Genomic DNA, 23834 nt, shown 5'->3' on the forward strand with positions numbered 1-23834 from the left:
TTTGTATAAAAATAAAATATGAAAGCAGCCGTAGTATTTCAAAAAGGACAAGTTCCCCAATATGCAGATTTTCCTGACCCTGAACTGAATCAGGAAAATCAGAGTATGATATGGGTAAAAGCAGCGTCCATCAAACATTTGGACAGAGCAAGAGCAGGAGGCACCCATTATTCTACCGAAAATCAAAAACATGAACCTACCATCATAGGAAGTGATGGAGTAGGAGTATTGGAAGACGGAACAAAAGTTTATTTTTTCAGTAAAAAAGGAACGGTAGCTGAAAAAGCCATTGCCGACCAACAGATGATCGTACCTGTTCCTGATGAACTCGATCTTGCAACAGCCGCCGCACTTCCCAATGCCGTAATGGGGTCAGCGATTGGCCTTAAATGCAAAGCGAAACTACAGCCGGGAGAAACCGTACTTATTAATGGAGCAACAGGAGTTACGGGAAAAGTAGCAGTTCAGATTGCAAAATTATATGGCGCCAAAAGAATAATTGTTACGGGCAGAAACGAAGCTGCGTTGCAGTCTCTGTACGAAATAGGTGCAGATGAGGTCGTTTCTTTACAAAAAGAGGATGAAGAATTTAGACAGACAATAAAAGACATTCATCAGAAAACCCCTATTGATGTTGTTTTAGATTATCTTTGGGGACATTCTATTGAAATGATTCTGTCTTCATTGAAAGGAGACGGCAATTTTTCTCATAGAACACGGGTGGTTTCTGTAGGAGGAATGAGCGGAGATACCATCCAGTTGTCTTCACAGATTGTAAGAGGAACAGATCTTCATATTTCAGGTTCCGGATTAGGAAGCTGGACACCGGAAGAATTCAAAATGCTGCTCAAGGAGATTATTCCTGAAATGTTTCAGGCTGCCGTACAGAATAAAGTAAATATAGAAACGGAAACTATTGCATTGAAAGAGATAGAAACCATTTGGAAAAGTGAAATTCAGAACGGTAAAAGACTGGTTGTGTTAATTTAATGATAACTCTTCTTTTTTTATCCACAATCCTTTTATAGTATTCTTCTTTTTACTATCTTTAGAATAGAAATTTACGAAAACATAATTCAAAAAAAAGTCGCAAATTTGCATATATTTTGAATATTGATTCGAAAAGTAATAATTAATTAAAAAAGTTTGTCGATGTCTGCAAGTAAATTCAGACATTGGGCCGACGGGAAACACTATATTGGAAGAATATTTTGGAAATGAACTTGTAAAAAAGTTCGAGGAAATGATGGAAAACAATGATGAATTCTACTTCGATACAGAAGAACTGGAAGATATCATTGTTTATTATCTGGAGCTGGGAGATTTTAACTATGCAGATAATGCTGTTACTTATGGCCTGAAGCTTCACCCAAATTCATTGGATATCAAAATTAAAAAACTTGAAATCCTGCTGGAATGGGAAGACTATAATGCTGCGAAAGAGCTCATCGACGAGTTGAAAGGTTCATCTATGGAGAACACAGACTTCCTGGTGTGCTACGCAAAGTATTATTCGAACCTGGGAAACCCTAGAAAATCCATTGAAATTTGTAAAAAAGCTTTAGAACTGAATGAAGAAGAAAACTTCCTTCACAATTTTATTGCAGATGAATATGTGAATTTAGGAGACCCATTTAACGCTCTTAAACATTACAAAAAAGCATTGAAAGAAGACCCAACGGATGAATATTCGCTGGAGAACGCCATGATATGCTTTACCGATTTGAATAAGAACGAGGAGGCTATTGCCTTTCTGAATGAATACTTAGACGACTTTGCCTATTCTGAAACCGCCTGGTTTGAATATGGACAGTTCTATTTCAACAGAAAAAATTACGAGGAAGCCATAAAAGGGTATGACTACCTGTTGGCGATCAATTCAAGTTCGGTAGGCGTTTACGCTAATAAAGCGGCTTGTTATGAAGCTTTGGGGCAGTACAAAAAATCCATTGAAATCTATGAAGAAATGCTTGAGCTGGAATACACAAAAGCGTTCACATTTTATAAGATTGGATTGTGCTACAAAGCGTTAAAACAACCAATTATAGCACTGAATGCCTTCCAGAAATCATTAAGAGAAGACCCGCAATTCTATCTTGCTATGATGGAGCAGTCTTATCTGTATGAAGAAATGGGCGGAATGACAGAAGCACTTCATTTTGCAAAAGAAGCCACCAGCCTGAATGACAGTAACCTTGACTATCAGAAAAGACTGGCATTTTTATTCATCGACTCAGGAAAGTTTGAAGAAAGCCTTGTATGCTTGAAGAAACTGGTAGATGCTGAGCCTACAAGATTTTACAACTGGTACGCGTATTCAGAAGTATTGATGCTTTTAGGTGAATATGAAGAAGGCGTTGCCATTCTGGATAGAGCCGTAAAAGCCCATGAAAGAGCAGAGTTATATTATCAGCTGAGTAACTGCTATTTCAACCTGAAAAACCAGGAAAAAGGCCATGAATCCCTGCAAAAAGCATTGGATTTAGATCCTTCCCTTGTTCCGGATATGCAGAAAAAATATCCTTATATCAAAGATGAAGTGAAAAAAGCTAAGGCTAAAGTAAAGAAGAAAAATTAATCATTTTGATTGGGGGATTTCTTCAATCCCAAAATACATAAATAATCCTGCAGCAATGCGGGATTATTTTTTTATAGCAGATTTGGTTCTTAAAAAGATCAGTCCTGCAATGATAATAATGGCTCCAACAAATTGCATAACCGTAAGTTTTTCCCCGTCTAAAATACCCCAGATAATAGCAACAATAGGCATCAGCAAAGTAACTGTAGAAGCGAAAAGTGGAGTAGATACCTTCAATAATCTGTAATTTAATGTCATGGCAAGCCCGGTTCCGAAAACAGCTAATAACCCGACAAACATAAGGCCGGTCATCACATCTTTTGAAAACTCGAATTCAGAAAAGAATCCTGTAAGACATAAGGAGATTAAAGAAGGGAAAAACAGAACAAAAGAAAATACAAACGAAGATAAAATCGTGGAAGATAGCTCCATCAGTTTAGACTTTATGGTGGTTGTGCTGATGGCGTAACAGAGAGTTGCGACAAGTAATAATACAATTGGGATCAGTTTAAGTTCTGTACCGTCTCCACCTCCGAAAGCCAAAAGACAAACCCCGGTAAAACTTATACAGACTCCGATAATCTGCTGCTTTGTCGTCTCAAATTTCCATACTAAGGCTCCCACAATGATCACAAATATCGGCATCATCGAATTAATGATCCCTGCAATACTGCTGCTGACCTCTGTTTCTGCAATAGGAAACAGAAACATCGGAATGAAATTCCCTGTAAATGCGGCCAAAATAAGCCATTTGATGTGTTTTTTAGGAAACAGTTTATATTTGGAAATAGCAATGGGCATTAAAACAATACCCGCAATAAGGACTCTCAGCGCTCCTACTTGGAAAGGATTGAAATGTTCGAGCGACTTTTTGATCAAAATAAAGGATGATCCCCAGATGATAGTTAATATAATCAGAAGAATCCATTTTTCCTTATTTGCGTTCATTATTTTGATGTAAAATTGTTAAAAAGTCTTTTTTAGAAATCATACGGGCTCCAAGACTTTCCAGGTGTTCCGTATGAGATTGGCAGTCAATAAGATCCAGGCTGTTTTTGTAGTTTTCTACAAAATGAATGAATCCTGCTTTTGAAGCGTTGCTTACTTTGGTAAACATACTCTCCCCGCAAAATACATTTCCAATTTGAAGGCCGTAGAATCCACCAACCAACTCCCTATCCTGCCAGACTTCGAAGCTTTTGGCAAATCCATATTCGTGAAGTTTAATAAAAGATTCCATCAGCTCATCAGAAAGCCAGGTTCCTGTCTGTCCTTTTCTGTTGCTCTGCTGACAGTTTTTGATGACTTCCCTGAAATTTTGGTTTTCTGTGAAGGTGAAAACATTTCTGTTCAGTATTTTCCGCATCGATTTAGACACTTTTATTTCATTGGGAAATAAAACAAACCTGGGATCCGGACACCACCAGAGAATTTCTTCATCAGGATTATACCATGGGAAAATTCCCAGCTGATAGGCAAACCATATACGCTCTAACGACAGATCGCCGCCAAAAGCAATAATTCCGTCATGTCCGTCATACAACTCAGGATCAGGAAATGAAATTTCGTTTTCGTCTAATCGAACCATTGTTAAGTAAAAAAAATCCCACTTATGAAAGCAGGATTTATATTAGGGTTTACTATTTTAATTAAAATGGCAAATCATCATCATCGTCTCCGGCAAATGGGTTTTCATTTGATACAGGAGATGCAGATTGTGATGGAGAAGCCTGAGTGGGCTCAGAACCGTTATCCATAACTTTCTCTATTTTCCAACCTGTAATAGAGTTGAAATATTTAGTTTCACCTTGGGGAGAAGTCCATTCTCTTCCTCTGATGTTGATGCCTACTTTTACATTTTCGCCTTCTCTAAGATTATCTAATAAACTGATCTTATCAGACAAAAATTCAATGTTTATCGGCTGTGGATACTGTTCCTGGGTTAAAATAACCATTTCTCTTTTTTGAAATCCACTCGCAAATGTCTGAGCGTCAAAAAGTTTCTTTACCGTTCCTTGTAATTCCATATCATTAATATTAACGATGTAAAAGTAAGAAATTGAAATGTAATAAAAGGTGCCTGAAAAAAGAAATCTAGAAATTTTAATTTTTTTTTCTGAAAAGTTTGGAGGTAAAGGAAATTGTCCTATATTTGCACTCACAAAAACGAAAGAAGTTCTTTAAAATAAACTCAAAAATAATGCGGATGTGGTGTAATTGGTAGCCACGCCAGACTTAGGATCTGGTGCCGTGAGGCGTGGGGGTTCGAGTCCCTTCATCCGCACATTGTTTTGCGAAAATAGCTCAGCTGGTAGAGCACAACCTTGCCAAGGTTGGGGTCGCGGGTTCGAGTCCCGTTTTTCGCTCTAAATCATGCCCTGGTGGTGGAACTGGTAGACACGCAGGACTTAAAATCCTGTGTTCGTAAGGACGTGCGGGTTCAAGTCCCGCCCGGGGTACTAAAACTCTCTGTAACTTTGTTATAGAGAGTTTTTTCATTTTAGGACCGTTTATAGTAAGATGATATCTTTTATAAACTGTTTGTATTTTTAGTTTTATGTTAAAGTAAAATATCTTATATTTGTAGTCGTAGAGCGGAATAAACGCTTTAAGAATATAAAATCAGCGGATGTGGTGTAATTGGTAGCCACGCCAGACTTAGGATCTGGTGCCGTGAGGCGTGGGGGTTCGAGTCCCTTCATCCGCACATTGTTTGCGAAACGGTTCAGTATAGAGGTAACTTTATCAAAGCTGAATTTAGAGTTCAATCTCTTTTTGCTCCAATCCATGCCCTGGTGGTGGAACTGGTAGACACGCAGGACTTAAAATCCTGTGTTCGTAAGGACGTGCGGGTTCAAGTCCCGCCCGGGGTACTAAAATCTCTCTGTAACTTTGTTATAGAGAGATTTTTCATTTAAAGAGGGTCATTAAACAGTCTTTTTACGGTTTAATCATTATCGTATTTATCTTACGGTAAAATGTCCTATATTTGTAATTCAAACAGCGAAACAAACGCTTAAAAAAATAAACAATCAGCGGATGTGGTGTAATTGGTAGCCACGCCAGACTTAGGATCTGGTGCTGTGAGGCGTGGGGGTTCGAGTCCCTTCATCCGCACCACACAAAAACCCTCTCTGTGAAAACTTCACAGAGAGGGTTTTGCTTTTTATAGGGGTTGTTTTAAGAAAAGAGGTAAATTAAAAATGCCTGTAAAGTAGCATAGACATTGCTCTTCATCGAATCAATCATGATTGATTCTCCCCTTTGCTCCCTGCATATTCATAATAAAAATAAAGTCTTTGCATCAAAGAAGTCATTTAAAATACTGCTGTATTTATATTCACTTCATAGATTTTGACTGAAAAACAATCATCTGTACCCAGAATAATACTAACTTCTGTATCTGTGTCTTAACAATAAGAGTCTATAACTTTGTTTGAAGATAAAGAAAAGCATATGGAAACGATTAGTCAGTACCAATATAGTGAAGTATATATTTCAGACATGGTGGCCTTGAAAAAGATATTTATTCAGCGCACCGGTACTCAAAAAATAACCGCTGGTTTTGGAATTCCTTTTCTATTAATCAAAAAGAAAAACGAAATTTTAGCTTTTGCCAGCCTTATTATTAATGAAAAGGGAGGAATAGGCTTTACGATATATGAAAACAGAAATCTGACATCTTCTGAAAAGAAAAATTTTGCTCTTCGCGCTGAAGTGTACAGTAAGAAAAATAGTACCCCGAATTTCCGCAATCCGGAACAGTTAAAAAGCAGCATACAACGGATGATCGAATGGCTTAACGACTGATGGTCCATGTATTGACGGATAAAGTTGTACATTTATTTAAAACTCTTCTTCATTAATGGCCAAAGATATTCTCTACTTAAAAATCGCAAAAGCAATTACCGAACAGATTCATAGCGAAACCCTGCAGTTCGGAGACCGGCTGCCCTCACTGCGCAGTGCTCAAAAACTGTATAATGTAAGTCTTAATACCATAAAGCTTGCCTATATGGAGCTCGAAAGCCGTTCCCTGGTTGAGTCCAGGCCGAAATACGGATATTTTGTCAGCCAGACCTCCCAACGAAAGCTGGCGCTTCCCAGTATTGCAAAAATTAAAGAATCGGAAATAGAAAAAAATCCACAAGATTTAATTGATAAAGTATTTGGTACGATTTCCAATCCTGATCTCACTCAGTTTGCGTTGGGAATTCCCGGGAAAAGCTTTCTGCCGCTTGCGAAACTGAAGAAAAGCATCATTAATGTGATCAAAAATAAAAACGACAGCGGAACGAATTACGAACCTGTTCAGGGGAGTGAGCAGTTAAGGCGGGAAATGGCGAAATGGGCGCTGGTACTGGAAGGTAAAATTACAGAAGACGATCTGGTCATCACTTCCGGTGCGATGAATGCAATTTATAATTGCCTGATGGCCGTTACCAAACCCGGGGATTCTGTCGCGGTAGAAAGTCCGGTATACTTTGGAATCCTTCAGGCTATTCAGCTGTTGGGATTAAAAGCGGTAGAAATACCTACCCATCCTATATCCGGGATTGATCTGGATGCACTGAAAAAAGCATTACCTAAACTTTCAGCCTGCTGTTTTGTGACCAATTTTAATAATCCGTTAGGGTTTCAGATGCCTGACGAGAATAAAAAAGAGCTGGTAAGGCTGATCACAGAATATAATGTGCCGCTGATTGAAGATGATCTGTACGGGAACCTGTATTTTGGTGCGGAAAGACCGAAACCATGTAAATTTTATGATGAAGCAGGGCTGGTGATGTGGGTGGGTTCAGTATCTAAATCACTGGCACCTGGATATCGAGTAGGGTGGGTAGCTCCAGGACAATTCAAAGAACGGATTATCCGCCAGAAACTGGTACAGACCGTATGCAGTCCGTCTTTATATTCCGATGTGATTGCAGATTTTCTTGAACATGGCCGTTATGATCATCACTTGAGAATGTTCAGAAAGAAATTATACGCGAATTATCTTCAGATTCAAAAATCAGTCACAGAATATTTTCCGGACAACACTAAAATTTCTGAACCCAAAGGAGGTTTTATGCTGTGGCTGGAACTGGATAAAAGAATCTGTACTGAAGATCTGTACGATGAAGCACTCAGTAAAAAAATAAACTTTGCCCCGGGAAGGATGTTTTCCCAATATAATCAGTATCAAAACTGTATGCGGTTGAATTATGCACTGGAATGGACAGACAGGGTAGAAAGCGACCTGGAAAAACTGGGTAAAATGATCAAAAACAGAATATAGACCATAATCATATGAACGTTATAGTTATGGCAGAATTATTCTTATTTTAGAATAACAATAACCACACAAAATTATGATCATGAAGAATTTAAAAAAACTAGACAACAATGAACTGAAAACTATTTCAGGTGGCGGACTGCTTGATCCGGTATGTCAACTTATCTGTACATTAGCAGATTCAGGATTACTGAATTTAACGCAGGTTCAAATGCTGCTGTGTCCTGATTTGGATTGCTCGAAAATGTAGCTCAACTGGATAAAAAAAGATATTAGAACTTGGATCATGTTATCCTCGTTCTAATATCAAAATTTAAATCTAATTACTTTACTGTGTGTTCTATAGGCTATTTTTTAATAAATGTTTTTGTTAATGACTTTTTTCCGCCGCTGATTCTGATGAAATAAACCCCGGCTGAAAGATTGCTGATATTAATCTTTTCATCATAAAATCCTTTTGAAGAGTTCAGCTTTTGAGATAAAACGAGCGATCCTTTAGCATCGGTAACTGCGGCCTGAACTTCTTTTTCTGCTGAAGTAAATTTTACATTTATGCTTTGGGATGCCGGATTAGGATACAGCATAAAATCGTTTTCCTGAATCATCTGATCCTTTGTGGATAAACTGCTGTTTGAGCAGGCAGGAACCCGGTTCATACCATCAATTCCCCACGAAGCCTGAACAGGAATACACATCCAGTTTAAAACCGTTGGCAGATGGTCTGTTTCTCTGGTGGTTGACAGATAATTGTAAATTTTGAAGTTATTAGTGGTATTGGGTGTGCGGGTAGAAGTTCCTGTGATTGTACCGTTATTACTGTTCGGACTAGAGTCTATCAGCGTATTTCCTGAAGTTTCATTACATTTCCAGTCTGCAAGCAATTGAGAATAGTAAGGATGGGAAGGAGTAATATCCTGAGTGGCCCAATTAACCAATACATTATTGGGAAGAGCCGATTTCCAGATTCTGATATCTTTGTAAGAAGCGGCAAGGTTCTGTCCGTAAACATTAGTTCCGTCCTGATTGATGGTTAAAGGCAGCCCTGAATCTATATCTCCTATCGTATTCATTTTAGCAAAAGTTACCGGAACTCCATCTTCATATAAAGTAACAAGACCATCCCTGTCAAAGCTTACAGCAATATGTTTCCATGTATTAACCTCCATTTTTCCGCCTACCAGATCGATTCTGTTGGTTCCGTCACCAATATTTATTTTAAAAGTCTGACCGCTATATCCGGAGATAATAAAGCCTTTGTTTTTACCGTTCGCCCAGTTTTTATTACCAATCATCACCGGATCACTTGAAAAAGCGGCATTAGGCTTTACCCAAAATTCAAGAGTAAAATCCTGGCTTGTTCCAAAATTAAAAGGAGTCTGGTTAGAAGGTTTTGCATAAGTTCCGGCCGGAAAATTAAGCTGGTTATGCGTTTTATTGACATCGATCACCGTTTTGCTGATCTGTTGAGGGATAAAATTCGGATTAGAATAGATGGTGAAAATATTTCTTTCAGAAAGGTTACCGCCGCCATGAGAGCTTTCTACAGCACCATGGTCTGTTGTCAATACCACCATCCAGTCTTCATTACTGTAAGTGGACCTGTTTTTCATAGCATTAACGATTTCCCCAATGTAAGCATCTGTAGTCTGTATGGCTGAAACGTACTGCGGAATTCCGGAAGAAAATCCATATGAATGCCCGGCGTGGTCTACATCATCAAAATCAACAAATAAGATATCAGGATTATCATTCTGGAGAGCATTTACAGATGCATTTTTTACCGCAAGGTCACTGCCTAAATTAGATTTTACATCTGCGGTACGGATGATCTTATCATTAATAGGCGCCCAGTTTGCCAGAGAAATGGTTCGCAAATTGGGATTGTATGTTTCTGCTCTCGTTAAAAAATCGGGGTAATTAATATAGTTCGGATTGGTAAAATTATTATCCTGAACATTATGTTTCGTATGCCATACACCCGTTAACATCGTACTCCAGCCATTTCCACTCCAAGTGGTTGCAGCACAAAGTCCGTCTATAGAATAAATAGATTTTGTGATCAGGCTCTGGATATTGGGAATAGAGGATGACATCATGACATCAGCGCGGCATCCGTCTATACCGATAAAAAGAACTTTCTTGGTTTGGGCACTTACCAGACAGCTCAGTAAGACAGCCATTGAAAATAGTTTTGATTTCATAAAATTCATTGTTTAAAAAGAGAAAAGTTTACAAATAGTAATTAATATTTTAATAATTGTAAAATTAATTTACTATTTGTAAACATATGTAAACTTAAAGTTAATTAAAGAATAAAAAAACGATAAGAAATTGAGGCTGAATGAATCAGTAAATGCTGAAAGAATATATTAAAGAATATCTTCAGCCTCAGAGATGGTATTGAAAATATAATCCGGATGTGATTTTTCAAGTTCCGTTCGGTTTTGCGCTCCGGAAAGAACGGCAATGGTCAGCCCGCAGCCCGCATTTTTTCCTTCTTCAATGTCGATGACAGAATCTCCTGCTTTTAAGACTTTTTCAGGTTCCAGAATGTTGAATTTTTTCATCGCAAGATAAATCATTTCCGGACTGGGACGGCTTTCGGAAACATCATCTGCCGTTATCAAAGCGTCATAATGAATGTGCTCTTTCCAGTCGAGTTTGGTTAAAAGCTGTTGGGCAATTTCAAAAGTGTATCCCGTATTCAACACAATCTTCTTATTTTTAGCTTTCATGTTTACTAAAAAATCTTCAACACCATGAATGGGATGTACGTCCAGATTCTGATAAGCTTCTTTTAACTGGTCTGAAAAATTTTCAAAAATAGGAAGTGCCTCTTCCTCATTCCCACCAATCTCATGTAATAATCTGGTGATGGCTTCCAGTTTTTCCATTCCGGCACAGCAGGAAAGCACTTTTTCTAATGAAACCTGATAGCCATAATCATTCACTGCATCCTTCAGGGTTTTGTATACTACATTATCTTCATTAATTGTTGTTCCGGCCATATCCAGAACCAATAATTCTATGTTCTTCATTATTTTGTTATGCATAAATTGTATTGATATTGAATTTTGAGAATCCTCCGCTTCCCGTCATTCCTTTCCCTCCGATACCGGTTACAATATGAATATTGGGAGAGGGATTGTGCTCGAAAATATCTTTTGTTTTACATTGAGAATAGATACCGGACCATCTTCTCTGGATCTCATAAGTAGGAAGGTCTATGATTTTTTTTGCTTCATTGATCATGAATTCATCGATTTCCATATTAAGGTCATATCCTAGATCATCAACATCCTTTGCGTCGGCATATTCATGGGAATCTCCTAAAATAACAGAGCCGTCTAAAGCCTGTTTGAATAAAATATGCACCCCAAATTTTTTTTCAAAAGAATTCGGATCTTCAAGAGATTTTATTTTTTCATAAGAAGCGCATTCCTGAAAAGATTCATACCTTCTGATGGATAAACCGGTAAGAATGTTTCCCGGCAGTGAATAAATTCCCTGGGGTTTTGCCTGCAGCATCTGCAGTTTGGTTACTTCAAGATCGCTTTCATTGAAAACTGCCGGATATAACGTTTTGAATTCATGCCCTCCGCAAATAATAATCTTTGAAGCGGTAAATTCTATTCCATCTGCCGTTACAGCAATGCATTCCGTATCATTTTCATAGGTTTCAATGGCGGTGGTATTGTAGAATATTTTTAATCCTGATTTTTCCTGAAGCAGCGTATGGAGCTTTACAATCATTTCAGCGGAATCCACCGATAATTCCTGAGGGAAAAATAAACCTCCTTTACAGTAATCGGAGCGCAGGCCGTCGAATCGGTTGATGCATTCGCTTTTAGAAAGAAGAATAGATTCATATTCATTGTTCTTATTAATTTCATATAATTCTTCTATCAGCTGGTGTTCCTCGTTATTGGATGCAATATACACAGAGCCGTTTTTGCGGACCGTAAGATCAGCCTGTGCCTGCAATTCATTATAAATTGCTAAACTTTCTCTTCCGAAATTCTGCCATTTAAGATCCATTCCCGAAGGAACTACCTGCCCGAAATTTCTTACCGTGGCACCCTGAGGTCTGGAATTCTTTTCAAGGATTGCAACGGTAAGATTTTTTTTCAAAGCATGATACGCATGAAATGTTCCTAAAATTCCGCCTCCCACAACGATTAAATCGAATTTTGTTGTCATTTTTATATTATTTTTTATACCATTTTCGAAGCATCGAAATGGATGTATTGATTATTATTTGATTTGGGTTTTGATTTTTTTCTGAATGCTAAAAAAGCGACCACGGATGAAATAAGGGCTGCTGCAACAATAATATAGTTCAGCTGTATATAAAAGCTAAGCCAAGAAGTTTGAGCCGAGCCGAAATTTTTATACAGAAGAATCAGTACACTTCCCAGATACCCGAAAGAATCTACAAAATAGATCAGGAAGCCTACATTTCCTTTAATCTCAAATGCAGCAATCATCCGGTCGAAATAGATACCGTTGAACGGGATGTAACATACATACATGCCGAATCCGGAAAGAACCATCCATGGAAAAGGGGGCAAAGAACCGCTTTGAAATAAGTAGGTAGAAATACCCACTGTTCCTATCCCTGCAAAAAGAATGTAATGATAGTAGGTAAAAGCTTTTTGGTTGTTTTTAACCTTTACCATACAGCTAAGAATTAAGAGCACCATAACTGCGATTGGAATCTCAGTCAGCGTGAAAATGGAGCTGTCAAACTGACTGTGCATATCATCCCAGATCTCCCGGTTGAAGTTGTCCCTGAAATCCCTTAAAACAGTAAGACTGATATACAAGACTGTAATACAGACCAGCGGAATGAAAAACTGACGGATTAATGCCTTTCTCTCTGTTTTATGAAGCGGCTGCCTTTTGTTTTTTAAAGCAATATCCTCTTCATCGGGCTGAGGGAGTTTTTCAAGCATCCATCCGAAAAACAGTAGGGGAATAATGAAAATCAAACCCGCTGCAAAAGGCATCCAGAATTCTGAAATAGTAAACGTATCCATCAGGAATTTCCCGATTGACTTTGTAAATCCTGAAGATACAACGAAGCTTGAACAGAGAAATAAGCCGATAATTTCGGTTGTTTTCCTTCCCTCAATATAAGAGAAAACAATGCCCCAGATCATCCCCAGCGGAATACCGTTCATAAACATAAAAATAATGTTATAAGGTGCCGGAACGACAGCAAATCCCAGGAGGGCAAGCTCTGCCATTGCAATAAAAAAGAACAGATAAAAGATTCTCTTCTCCGGTTTCAGCTCTGAAATAAATCGGATGCCGATGAATTTTGAGATAAAATAACCTACAACCTGAGCGATAATAATCAGCACTTTATATTCTACTCCGAAATAAGAAAGGCCTTCGAAAGATGCCACTGTAAATGGTTTTCTAAAACCATACATGCAAAAGTAAACTCCAAAAGCAGCAAGGGCTGCTTTCAGGGTTATTCCTATTTTTTTGTTGCTGTTTTCTGTCATTAGAAATTCAGTTTTATTCCAAGATTACATCGTACTCCATAGTATTCAACCTGCTCCGGACGGTCTTCATTCTTTCCGAAATGGTAGATTAAAGGTTTGTTCAGGATATTATTGACATCTGCATACAGCATCAGATGTTTGGTGAACTGATAAGAAGTTCCGAAATCCAAACTGCTGTACTTCCCGTAATAAGAATCATTGATATCCGTTTCGGCATATTCTACAGCATATTTTCCTTTATGATTGTAAGCGAGTCTCGCATTGAAGCCTTTCTTCTCAAAAAACACCTGAATATTGTAAAGTTCTTTTGCCTGATAAGGCAGAGTCACTTTTCTTCCGCTTGGTTTTTCCATTTCCGAAGTCATGAAAGTGGCATTAAGCTGTGTCCCAAAATACTGAAGAAAGCCCGGTAAGAAATCGAACCTTCGGTTAATTCCCAGCTCAACTCCTCCCAGCCAGGCAGTTTTCCCGTTATTCGGTGCCGTGAACTGTACTCCATTCATCCCATTGTAAGAACCGATAAAAGAATCCTGGAAAATAGGATCTGTGATGGATTTATAAAAAACACCGCCACTTAAGATGCCTACATTTGAAAAATAATATTCTCCCATCAGATCAAAATTCAGAGAATAAGTAGGATTCAGGTTGGGGTTTCCGCCTTTAAACTCATTGTCTGCTTCGCTGTACGTGCCGCCGGGAGTAAGATCACCGAAGTTGGGTCTTGAGAACGTTCTTGTTGCGGCAAAACGGAGATTGGTTTTATCATTCAGGGCATATTTCAGATGCACCATCGGCAATACAGCCAGATAATTTTTTGTATTTTCCACCGGAGTCAGCACATCATCGATGACACTGTAGCCTTTTACCGTAGTGTGGGTGTTTGACAGTCTTAGTCCTCCCAACACCGTTATCTTATCATTAATTTTATAAGTTGCCATTCCATAGGCGTCTGCATGTTTTTCAAAAACATCAAAATTTCTTCCCAATGCTTTATTGTATTCCAGCGATTCGGAATCGGCAGGATTGATCTTTAAATTTCCCTGATTCTGAAACCAGAACTGATTCATTCCTGAGGTTGACAACACCGGCCCGAAACTGTTTCCGATGTGAGCATTCATCTCGCTTAAATAGTGGCTGCCGTTCGGCTGTGAAGTGATATACTGGCCGTAATCCGATAAAAGAGGGGCTGTTCCATTGCTCCAGTTGTAAAAAATATCTGAAAATCTTGCATTTCGCTCTTTGTCACGGTATTTGAAACCATATTTTAGCGTCAGTTTATCAGATGCATTGATTTCATGATTGAAGGCAGCTACGATTTTATCTTTTTCTTCAACAAAAACTTTATAAAATTCCAGATCGGTAAATCTCATCTGGGAAGCGTCCATCTTAAAATTAGGATCACTGTAAAAACCAAATAAGGCATCCGGATCTTTATAATCTAATTTTCCGCCGTCTGCTTTCCAATACGCTCTTGGTCCGTTTCCGTGGTCTGCAATATAATTAGGATTGATTCCAACGCCAGACTGGGTATATTTAATTACATAATAGGAGTTATTCAGTTTGTCCGGAATATTTCCATACTTAAATCTGTTGTCATAATAAGAAAGGTCCCAATCTATTTTCCCTTTATGTAACGTGTGAATTCCCCCCAGAGAAACAGAAGTAAGCTCTGTGATCAAAAGATTGTGAATGTTCTGGAGTTCCACCCTCGCTGTGTTGTTTGCCGCACTGAATTTGTCGAATCTGATTCTGTGCTTATAATGCGTTTCATCATCAGATAAAGTTCCATACATTCCTTTCAGGTAAAAGGTATTTTTGGGAGATAAAACATATTCAAATGCTGTATTGACCCCTGTAGTTTTTCTTACCCCGTTATAATCACGAAGTTCCATTCTGAAAACGCCTTCATCCCCGCTTCTTCTTGCTTCAAAATTATCGGTAGACCAGTTCCTGATAAAATGAGCAACATTAAACAGATATCCGAATTTTTTATCCTTTGTTCTTCCGCCGTACAGCAATCCCAGATTATAGACTCCTTTATCAGCCTTCATATTATATCCGGTTCCCAGGGTCGCCTTGAATTCGGTTTTCATGGGTGGGGTTTTGGTGATAAAATTAACACCGCCACCGATTCCGTCTGCCTCCATGTCTGGTGTAAATGATTTATTGACGTGGACGTAAGAGATCAGTTCTGTGGGGAAAAAGTCAAAGGCGGTAGCTCTTGAGGTGGTTTCCTCTTCTGCGGTCGGAAGCCGGTTTCCATTGATGGTGGTAGAAGCCCAAAACGGAGGAAGTCCCCGCAGAGAAACGAATCTTCCTTCTCCCTGATCCCGCTCTATAGAAACACCCTGTACACGCTGTACGGTTTCTGCGGCATTTCTGTCCGGTAGTTTTCCGATACCGTCCGACGCAATGACATTGCTGATATTGATTGCATTTTTTTGAAGATTTAAAGCCCTTGCTTCCGTGTTTTTTAATGTTCCTGTCACAACCACTTCATCAATGCTTTTCTGTTGTTGGGAAAGTTTTATAGTACCTAAATCTTTAGTTTCATCAGTTTGTATGGTGACGTCAACAGTGGAGGTTTCGTAGCCGATATAACTGATTTGTACACTGTACTGTCCGGATTTCAGATCATTGAAAATAAATTTTCCGTCTATATCCGTCACTGTATTTTTTGTAGAGCCTTTTATTTTTACCGAGGCACCGGGAAGAGGCTGGCTGTCATCAAGGACAGTTCCTATAATTAATTGCTTTTGGGCTGAAACAATAGTAATCATACAGACAAAAACAAGGGTAAGTAATTTTTCTAATTTTGTTTCCATTTTTACATATATTAAATTTTTTATGCAAAACAAGCTAATAATTTTAATATATGTAATAATTACATGTTAAGTAATAATTAACAAATTCATAGAAAATGTTACGTTAATTTTACTTGTATGGGTTCATTAAAAACGAAAATAAGGAGCAATAAATTGATAAAAGCCTGTATAATATGCTTTTAATACTGCTGTAGGAAGAATCTGAATAATGAAAATAAAACAAAGATTCGTGTTAAACCTGTATTAATATTGAAAAAAGAGGAAAACGAAAAGTTGAGTATTTGTAAACTTTTGTAATGGAGCATAAGTGAGAAAGAATGCAATACTATCATTCAAAATAAAAAAGAACGGAAAATAAGGAAAGAAATTCCGGGTGAGTAAGATTAATTTTTATCGGAATAAAAGTAGAGGACAAGCATAACACAGCTTTCATTGCTGATGCTTACGGGAACGTGAGGGAATTTTCCGTTGAAATATAAAGAATCCCCTTCCTGTAAGATGACTTCTTCATTATCGATCAGATATTTTACCTCTCCTTTTAAAATATATTTGAATTCCCAGGCATCCGTAATTACTTTTTCCCTTTTAGAATGGGGCTCGAGCGTCAGTAAAGCAGCTTCAAAACCTAATGAATGAAGACTTTTACTGAAAATGTGCATGTATTTGAATCCTTCAGCTTCCACTTCCTTTTCGATAGGCTGTTGGCTTTCTTTCGGAAGATAAATGAATTTCGCATGGGATTTTTTCTCTACCCCTTCAAAAAAGTAGCTTGCGTCAATGTCCAGTGACTGGATGAGGTCCAAAAGTACAGGAAGAGACGGGATGGTCCTTCCATTTTCGATGCGGGAAATAAGGCCATTGCTTACATTTGCTCTTAAAGCCAGTTCATTGATGGTTAAATTATTTTTTTTTCTAATATCTTTTAATCTTTTTCCGATACCTATTAAAAAATCGTTCATAGTGTGTAAAATTTAACCCGAATTGTTTTCATCAGTCTGTTATGACAACAAATTTAGCATTAATTCTTATAGTTTTTACGAAGTGAGAGCATCGTTACAGAAAATTGTTATTCATTATGATGACGTAGCCGGTAAATGGGCGTGTGATCCGATCAATACATTCATGTTTTTAAGAAATCAGGCTTATAGGATTCAGCATCCTGTTTCCGGCCAAAATAAAAATTGCTATTTTTGTGAAATTCGGTATTTATGAAAAAAATTATTTTAATCGAAGACGAAACAAGCGTAGTATCTTTTATAAAAAAAGGACTTCAGGAAAAAGGCTATGAAATTTCAGTTGCCTTTGACGGCCGTACCGGGGTACAGCTGGTACAAGCAAATGATTTCGATTTGGTAATTTTAGACATTATGCTTCCCGAAATGAATGGGATTGACGTCTGCAAAGAGATTAGAAAAACGAATAAAAACGTTCCTATTCTGTTTCTGACTGCTCTGGGAACTTCTGAGAATATTGTTCTCGGCCTGGAAAGTGGTGGCGATGATTACCTGGTGAAACCTTTTAAATTTATTGAACTGGTAGCCCGTGTAAAATCTTTACTAAGAAGAAGCAATACCAATACAACTCCGGAAGTTGCAGAACCGGAGATCGATAATGAACATGTTTTGCAGTTTTCGGACCTGGTCGTTAACGATTATACAAAAAAAGTAACCCGTTCGGGGGAAGAAATTTCCCTGACTTCTACAGAATATAAACTGCTGCTGTACTTCCTTAATAATCCTGAAAAGGTAATTTCCCGGGCTGAAATTCTGGATGCCGTCTGGGGTGTTAATTACGAGCTGGGAACTAATGTGGTAGATGTGTACGTCAATTACTTACGAAAAAAAATGGACCAGCAGGATGATAATAAACTGATACATACCGTGATAGGAATGGGATATGTGCTGAAAAAACCGTAATGGATGTTTAATAAAGTGATCACAAATCAAACCAAAACGATGGTACTTTTAATGCTGGTTTTTACCGCCATTATATTGCTGTTCAGTGGATTGGTTTATTTTTCGATTGTCAACTTTTCGCATCAGAGGTTTTATGAGCTGCTTAAGATCCGTACCACGACTATTGTTCAGATAGAAAAAGGTAAAAATGACCTGGATCTTCCGGAAAATTATATTTTGAACAGTCTGAATGATGAAGAGCTTCCAATGGAAAAGGATTATGTTTTTGCCGTTCCTACCGATTCCAATTTCAAGAAGATCTCCCAGGAAGTTCATATTCCCGATTATTTTTTTAAAAATATCATCAAGAAAGGGGAGGCAAATTATAATGATAAGGAGTTTTATTATATCGGACAGTCTTTCAAATTTGACGATAAAGAATATATTGCCATCGCTTCGGCAAAAAACCATTATGTGGTCTATTATTTAGGGTTTTTGAAAAGAACACTGATTACCTGTATTGTGCTGTCTCTGTTTTTCAGTATGATCTTTTCGTTTTATTTATCGAAAACATTATTCAAACCCATCTTAAAAATTACAGGAAAAGTAAAGGAAATAAGTTCTGAAAATTTACACTTAAGACTTGAACCCCAGCCGGATAACAAAGAGCTGAACGAACTGGTAGACACTTTCAATGATATGCTCAACAGAATCGAAACATCATTCGAGACTCAGAATCATCTGATTGGAAATGTATCCCATGAACTTCGTACCCCTCTTACTTCTATTATGGGGGAAGCAGATGTCGCTTTATCGATCAACAGAACGGCAGAGGAATATAAAGATACCCTTGAAATTATCCTGGATGAAGCTGAAAAGCTGGATAAAAAGATCAAGGCACTGCTGATGATCGCCCAAACCGGATTTGACGGGAAAATCCAAAAAATGGATAAGGTAAGAATCGACCAGCTGCTTTGGGATGTGATTGAAACCTTGCGAAAAATCGATACCCGGAATAATATCTATCTGGATATCAGCATGCTGCCGGATAATCCCAAAAAATTAAAAGTTCAGGGTAATGAACAATTGCTGCATCTTGCTGTGGCGAATATCATTAATAACGGTTGCAAATATTCTAATTTTCAGCAGGTGAAGGTTTCGCTGGGAGCCACGGATACAGATGTCTATATCATCGTCAAGGATTTCGGAATCGGAATACCACAAGAGGAAATGAATAAAATTTATGATCCTTTCTTCAGGGCTTCAAATACCAAAAATTATGAAGGATACGGAATTGGTCTCCCATTAGCCCGTAATATTGTGAGGATGCACAACGGAGAACTGATCGTAAGCTCTCATGAAAATCAGGGAACAACGGTACAGATGCGTTTTCCTAATTTCTACAGTACCATTCAGGCAGAAGAAAAACTGTCGTAATCTGCTCATTCAGCCGGAAAGTGAACAAGGAAAGATGAATTTTGCTTGTATATTGCTGTATGAAGTGCTTCTACTCATTTTCTAATCTCATTTTAATCTCTTTAATCACATTTTAATTTCATTCCAAGGAACTTCTAATCTGGTCGTTCTAGTTTTGTATTATCAAATAACGATACCAAAACTAAATCTTAAAGATATGACCAAAACAATTTTAATTGCCACCGATTATTCTCTTGAGTCTCTGAATATATTGAAAAAAGTACTGAAAGAGAAAGATGCCGCAGAAGATCAGAATCAATACAATATTCTTTTGGTTTCAGGATATGAAATGGGAGATTCTATCAGAGAGCTTTTGTTCAATACAAAAAGTACCCTATTTAATAAAATCAGGCCCAAAGAATTCTGTGATGCCTATGGAATTATTAAGAACAAATATCCACACCTCATTGAAAGAATTGTCTGCGATATTTTCACCGGAAGTTTCCAGAGAACCTTCAACAATTATGTGAGAGCGGAAAATATCGAAGAAGCATATTATTCTCCTTCCATACAAAGTAAAGGCAAAGGAAAATTCGATATCATTCCTTACATCAAAAAATGCAAAGAACTCCAGTCTCAGGAAATAGCAGTGGAGATCCAGGAAAGACTTCCGGAAAGAGGAAGACTGGCAGAAGTCTTTGTTGAAGTCTAATACAAACCGACAACCTTAAAAAGAAACGAAAATGTTAAGAAATTATAGTAACAGCAGGACATTGGGAGACAACATCAGGTTGGGGACGCTGACCGCCTTTACGGCGGGTACTATAAATATAGCATCCCTATTGATTTTTCTCTCTTTTACCTCAAACGTAACAGGGCATTATGCCATTTTAGCCGCTGAAATAAGCAAAGGAAACTGGACGCAGGTCGCAGTAGTGGGAGCATGGATTTTTCTCTTCTTCTTCGGAAGTTTCCTGGCCAATTTTATGGTTATTAATTTTAACAAAAAGAGTAAATACTTAGCCCACTCTCTGCCTATCGTATTGGAAATAATATGTTTACTGTTTGTGGGAGTGTATGGACAGTTCTATTATCAGAAAACGTTGGAAGAAACAGAATATCTGGTTGCCTTAATGCTATTTGCAACGGGATTGCAGAATGGATTAACGGCCAGTATTTCCAATTTTTCAGTAAAAACTACCCACCTTACCGGGACAACTACTGATTTAGGGATTTTACTGTCTATGTTTACCCATAAAAAATACAGGAAAAACGGCGAACTGATCGGTAGGGCCAAGCTGTTGCTGAGTATTATGTTAGCGTATGTACTTGGAGCTGTATTTTCAGGGCTTACGTATTATTATCTGGAGTTTAGGGTATTTTATGTAATCTGTCTGTGTCTTTTGGTGGTCATTGGATACGATGCTTACAAAATTCATTTGAGACACTTCAATACAAGATACCGATATGCCAGAATTTATAAAAAACCAACGCTTTTGGCTTATTTATATGATAAGATTCATGGCGAGCCGGAAAGGAAAGAAAAGAGGAAACTCGTATTTGATGAATAAAATAAGAAATTTCAATATTAATTTTGTGTAAACTAGCTGTGAATCAATCCTCTATTTGTATATTGCAAGTAGGGGATTGTTCTTTTTGAAAAAATACACAAAAAGAGAACAGGCCTCTGGGGTGATTTGCGGCAAGATTGTTGATTTGTTGATAATTAAATTTTAATTCACGGTTTTAATATTTTAATTCCCGTTTTCATTGACTATTTTTGTAAGTTGATTTACGTTTTTTATGTCAGATATTATTCAGCTTTTACCGGATCATGTAGCCAACCAAATTGCGGCAGGGGAAGTGGTGCAGAGACCTGCGTCCATTGTGAAAGAACTTTTGGAGAATGCAATAGATGCGGACTCAGCTAAAATAGAGCTGATTATAAGAGATGCCGGGAAAAACCTTATTCAGGTGGTGGATGATGGAAAAGGAATGTCTGAAACAGATGCAAGAATGGCATTTGAAAGACATGCAACTTCCAAAATCCGGGGAACGGAAGATATCTTTAAAATCTCTACAAAAGGTTTCCGCGGAGAGGCTCTGGCCTCTATTGCAGCGGTTTCCCAGGTTGAGCTGAGAACGAAACAGAAAGATGCTGCGATCGGAACCAATATCTATATCGAAGGTGGAGTTTTCCAGTTTCAGGATCCGATTCAAACTGCCGACGGATGTAATTTTTTAGTCAAAAATCTTTTCTATAATGTTCCCGCCAGAAGAAAATTTCTTAAAAACAACAATGTAGAGTTCAGACATGTTATCGATGAATTCCAACGTGTTGCCCTGGCTCATGAAAATCTGGAATTTTCTTTATTTCATGATGATGAGCCCGTATTCAGATTAAGAAAAGGAAGCCAGATGCAGCGTATTGTAGATATTTTCGGCAGAAAACTGCAGCCGCAGCTGATTCCTATCAAAGAAGATATTACCTGGTGTAAACTTCACGGATTTGTCGCCAAACCGGAAGGAGCCAAGAAAACCAGAGGTGAACAGTTTCTTTTCGTTAACGGAAGGTTCTTTAAAAGTCCATATTTTAACAAAGCGGTTCAGGAAGCTTTTGAAGGGCTTCTTATGCCGGGTTATGTACCCACTTTTTTCCTTTTCCTGGAGCTTGATCCGGAAAAGATTGATGTGAATATCCATCCGCAGAAAACAGAAGTAAAATTCGAGGATGAGCACCTTATTTTTGCATTGCTGCGCTCAACGATAAAGAGATCGTTAGGAATTTATAATGTAGCGCCAAGTCTTGATTTTGAAAGAGATCCGGAGTTGGATGATATGATGCAGAATACATTCCCAAGTAAGGCGAACAGCAGAGGAGGAACCCTGAAAATGCCGGAAATTATTGTCGATAAAGACTATAATCCATTCTTAGAAGAAAAGCAGTTTATGCAAACCGAAATGCAGAATCTTTCGGAAATGTATTACCAGAATATTGCTGCCGAACCGTCTAAGATCAATTTATTCGAAGACGAAGATTTTGATGAAGACCTTATGAGACTTCCGAACGGATACTGGCTCTTTAATAAAGGCGACAAAGTGTTGATGCTGGATCTTGGAAGAATGCACAGGCTGATGGTTTCGGAACATAACAAACCTCTGAAAAAAGGAACAACCAACAGTCATTCCCTGCTTTTTTCGTTAGAGTATCATATGAATGAGATTGAAAAGAATAAATATCAGTCGATCAAAAAATACCTTCCAAGCCTGGGATTTGAAATGAAAATTGCTCACGAAAACGTACTGAGCATTGACGCCGTTCCCGAAGGCCTGAAAGAAACGCAGGTAATGAAATTTCTGGAAAATCTTTTTGATATCCTGGAATATAAAACGGAAGAAGAATTTTTACAGTTCTATCACAACCAGTGGAACAAAATGCAGTCGAAATCCAGATTCGATTTTATTTATAAAAAAGATGCGGAACAGCTTATTAAAGACTTTACAGCACTGGGCTTTCCGGAATTTTTACCAAACGGGAAAAGATGTTTCTTTGAAGTTCCGTTTAATGATTTTAAAAACAAATTTTAAAAAATGTTTAACAATATACCACCGATTACAAGAAATATTATTATTATAAATGTGATAATGTTTATTGCCACATTTTTTCTTCCACATTTAGATGATATACTTGCAGCTTATTACCCTTTTTCACCCAACTTCAGGTCATGGCAGATCATTACGCATATGTTTATGCATGGAGGGTATATGCATATTATATTCAATATGTTTACGCTTTTTAGTTTTGGACCGATTCTGGAGCAGGTTTTAGGTGAGAAAAAATATCTAATTCTTTATTTTGTCAGTGGTTTGGGTGCTTTTGCATTATACAATCTCTGGAATTTTGTAGAAGTACAGCAGGTATCAGCAGCTTTGGAAAATTTGGGAGTTAATGTAGCCGATATATATACGCAGGCAAGTATTAGTTATACAGGAAATGTTGGTGCCAATATAAAAACCCCTGAACAAGTTGAACTTTTTAAAACATTATATTCTATACTAAGATCTCCTATGTTAGGTGCTTCTGGAGCAATTTTCGGTGTGATAGCAGCTTTTGCAGCCTTGTATCCGAATGCCAAAATCATGATTATGTTTATTCCGGTTCCTGTAAAAGTAAAATATATATTGCCAATAATCATAGTAGTTTCTATATTTTTAGGTTTCTCAGGAAATGTAGGTGGCATTGCCCATTTTGCCCATGTAGGAGGTGCATTGGTAGGATTTCTTCTGGCGATGATCTGGAAGAAAAAACTATACAGAACTCATTAATAA

General features: G+C 37.8%; 20 protein-coding genes and 6 tRNA genes. 17 read left to right on the forward strand and 9 right to left on the reverse strand.

The window, feature by feature from the left end:
- Positions 1 to 18 precede the first annotated feature (18 nt).
- Together IW15_RS02495 and IW15_RS02500 are read left to right on the forward strand one after the other, a co-directional pair.
- Entirely contained in the window at positions 19 to 990 is a 972-nt protein-coding gene (locus IW15_RS02495; protein WP_034709039.1) for a quinone oxidoreductase family protein, read from the forward strand.
- A 208-nt stretch (positions 991 to 1198) separates the two neighbouring features.
- Complete coding sequence (locus IW15_RS02500; protein ID WP_034709042.1) at positions 1199 to 2578, forward strand: tetratricopeptide repeat protein; 1380 nt, start codon at positions 1199 to 1201, stop codon at positions 2576 to 2578.
- 63 nt (positions 2579 to 2641) lie between these two features.
- Here the strand turns inward: IW15_RS02500 and IW15_RS02505 are convergent, their stop codons facing one another.
- From IW15_RS02505 to IW15_RS02515, 3 genes are all read right to left on the reverse strand, one after another.
- The gene (locus IW15_RS02505; protein ID WP_034709044.1) at positions 2642 to 3526 is read right to left on the reverse strand and encodes a DMT family transporter; all 885 of its coding nucleotides are present in this window, start codon (positions 3524 to 3526) and stop codon (positions 2642 to 2644) included.
- Complete coding sequence (aat, locus tag IW15_RS02510) at positions 3513 to 4166, reverse strand: leucyl/phenylalanyl-tRNA--protein transferase (RefSeq protein WP_034709047.1); 654 nt, start codon at positions 4164 to 4166, stop codon at positions 3513 to 3515. Before aat ends, IW15_RS02505 begins: the two co-directional genes overlap by 14 nt.
- A gap of 61 nt (positions 4167 to 4227) precedes the next feature.
- Entirely contained in the window at positions 4228 to 4605 is a 378-nt protein-coding gene (locus IW15_RS02515) for a DUF3127 domain-containing protein (protein WP_034709817.1), read from the reverse strand.
- 175 nt (positions 4606 to 4780) lie between these two features.
- Between IW15_RS02515 and IW15_RS02520 the strand changes: the two genes are divergently transcribed.
- The 9 genes from IW15_RS02520 to IW15_RS22455 all read left to right on the forward strand — a co-directional run bounded on the left by IW15_RS02520 (position 4781) and on the right by IW15_RS22455 (position 8106).
- Positions 4781 to 4862: transfer RNA gene (locus IW15_RS02520), tRNA-Leu, on the forward strand.
- A 9-nt stretch (positions 4863 to 4871) separates the two neighbouring features.
- Positions 4872 to 4944: transfer RNA gene (locus IW15_RS02525), tRNA-Gly, on the forward strand.
- A 9-nt stretch (positions 4945 to 4953) separates the two neighbouring features.
- Positions 4954 to 5037 (forward strand) — tRNA-Leu (locus tag IW15_RS02530).
- A gap of 166 nt (positions 5038 to 5203) precedes the next feature.
- Positions 5204 to 5285 (forward strand) — tRNA-Leu (locus IW15_RS02535).
- Positions 5286 to 5367: 82 nt separating this feature from the next.
- Positions 5368 to 5451: transfer RNA gene (locus tag IW15_RS02540), tRNA-Leu, on the forward strand.
- A gap of 162 nt (positions 5452 to 5613) precedes the next feature.
- Positions 5614 to 5698: transfer RNA gene (locus tag IW15_RS02545), tRNA-Leu, on the forward strand.
- Positions 5699 to 6034: 336 nt separating this feature from the next.
- Positions 6035 to 6388 (forward strand): hypothetical protein, encoded by a 354-nt coding sequence (locus IW15_RS02550; RefSeq protein WP_131368457.1) that lies wholly within the window; start codon positions 6035 to 6037, stop codon positions 6386 to 6388.
- 55 nt (positions 6389 to 6443) lie between these two features.
- On the forward strand, positions 6444 to 7859 hold the full coding sequence (locus IW15_RS02555) for an aminotransferase-like domain-containing protein (protein WP_034709052.1): 1416 nt from the start codon (positions 6444 to 6446) through the stop codon (positions 7857 to 7859).
- Between the two features lie 79 nt (positions 7860 to 7938).
- Positions 7939 to 8106, forward strand: coding sequence for a bacteriocin-like protein (locus IW15_RS22455; RefSeq protein WP_165585153.1), 168 nt, complete (start codon positions 7939 to 7941; stop codon positions 8104 to 8106).
- Positions 8107 to 8203: 97 nt separating this feature from the next.
- Here the strand turns inward: IW15_RS22455 and IW15_RS02560 are convergent, their stop codons facing one another.
- The 6 genes from IW15_RS02560 to IW15_RS02585 all read right to left on the reverse strand — a co-directional run bounded on the left by IW15_RS02560 (position 8204) and on the right by IW15_RS02585 (position 17153).
- Positions 8204 to 10057 carry an alkaline phosphatase family protein gene (locus IW15_RS02560; protein WP_034709818.1) on the reverse strand — a complete coding sequence of 618 codons (1854 nt, stop codon included), beginning with the start codon at positions 10055 to 10057 and terminating at the stop codon, positions 8204 to 8206.
- 168 nt (positions 10058 to 10225) lie between these two features.
- Positions 10226 to 10894: an HAD-IA family hydrolase gene (locus IW15_RS02565; RefSeq protein WP_034709819.1), complete on the reverse strand. Its 669-nt coding sequence runs from the start codon at positions 10892 to 10894 to the stop codon at positions 10226 to 10228.
- A 7-nt stretch (positions 10895 to 10901) separates the two neighbouring features.
- Positions 10902 to 12056: a TIGR03364 family FAD-dependent oxidoreductase gene (locus IW15_RS02570; RefSeq protein ID WP_034709053.1), complete on the reverse strand. Its 1155-nt coding sequence runs from the start codon at positions 12054 to 12056 to the stop codon at positions 10902 to 10904.
- Between the two features lie 14 nt (positions 12057 to 12070).
- The gene (locus tag IW15_RS02575) at positions 12071 to 13369 is read right to left on the reverse strand and encodes a DUF5690 family protein (protein ID WP_051881709.1); all 1299 of its coding nucleotides are present in this window, start codon (positions 13367 to 13369) and stop codon (positions 12071 to 12073) included.
- Positions 13369 to 16194 carry a TonB-dependent receptor gene (locus IW15_RS02580; protein WP_034709054.1) on the reverse strand — a complete coding sequence of 942 codons (2826 nt, stop codon included), beginning with the start codon at positions 16192 to 16194 and terminating at the stop codon, positions 13369 to 13371. Before IW15_RS02580 ends, IW15_RS02575 begins: the two co-directional genes overlap by 1 nt.
- 383 nt (positions 16195 to 16577) lie before the next feature.
- A complete protein-coding gene (locus tag IW15_RS02585) occupies positions 16578 to 17153 on the reverse strand; it encodes a helix-turn-helix domain-containing protein (protein WP_034709056.1) in 576 nt (191 codons plus the stop codon).
- Between the two features lie 249 nt (positions 17154 to 17402).
- On the opposite strand from IW15_RS02585, the gene IW15_RS02590 reads away from it, so the two are divergent.
- The 6 genes from IW15_RS02590 to IW15_RS02615 all read left to right on the forward strand — a co-directional run bounded on the left by IW15_RS02590 (position 17403) and on the right by IW15_RS02615 (position 23831).
- The gene (locus IW15_RS02590; protein ID WP_034709057.1) at positions 17403 to 18110 is read left to right on the forward strand and encodes a response regulator transcription factor; all 708 of its coding nucleotides are present in this window, start codon (positions 17403 to 17405) and stop codon (positions 18108 to 18110) included.
- Between the two features lie 3 nt (positions 18111 to 18113).
- Complete coding sequence (locus tag IW15_RS02595) at positions 18114 to 19526, forward strand: sensor histidine kinase (RefSeq protein ID WP_034709059.1); 1413 nt, start codon at positions 18114 to 18116, stop codon at positions 19524 to 19526.
- A gap of 196 nt (positions 19527 to 19722) precedes the next feature.
- Positions 19723 to 20217: a hypothetical protein gene (locus tag IW15_RS02600; RefSeq protein WP_034709061.1), complete on the forward strand. Its 495-nt coding sequence runs from the start codon at positions 19723 to 19725 to the stop codon at positions 20215 to 20217.
- A 31-nt stretch (positions 20218 to 20248) separates the two neighbouring features.
- A complete protein-coding gene (locus IW15_RS02605; RefSeq protein ID WP_034709062.1) occupies positions 20249 to 21076 on the forward strand; it encodes a YoaK family protein in 828 nt (275 codons plus the stop codon).
- 232 nt (positions 21077 to 21308) lie between these two features.
- Positions 21309 to 23093: a DNA mismatch repair endonuclease MutL gene (gene mutL / locus IW15_RS02610; RefSeq protein ID WP_034709063.1), complete on the forward strand. Its 1785-nt coding sequence runs from the start codon at positions 21309 to 21311 to the stop codon at positions 23091 to 23093.
- A gap of 3 nt (positions 23094 to 23096) precedes the next feature.
- A complete protein-coding gene (locus tag IW15_RS02615) occupies positions 23097 to 23831 on the forward strand; it encodes a rhomboid family intramembrane serine protease (RefSeq protein ID WP_034709064.1) in 735 nt (244 codons plus the stop codon).
- Positions 23832 to 23834: the final 3 nt, after the last annotated feature.

Origin of the sequence: Chryseobacterium soli, assembly GCF_000737705.1 — a bacterium.
Classification (GTDB): Bacteria; Bacteroidota; Bacteroidia; order Flavobacteriales; family Weeksellaceae; genus Chryseobacterium; species Chryseobacterium soli.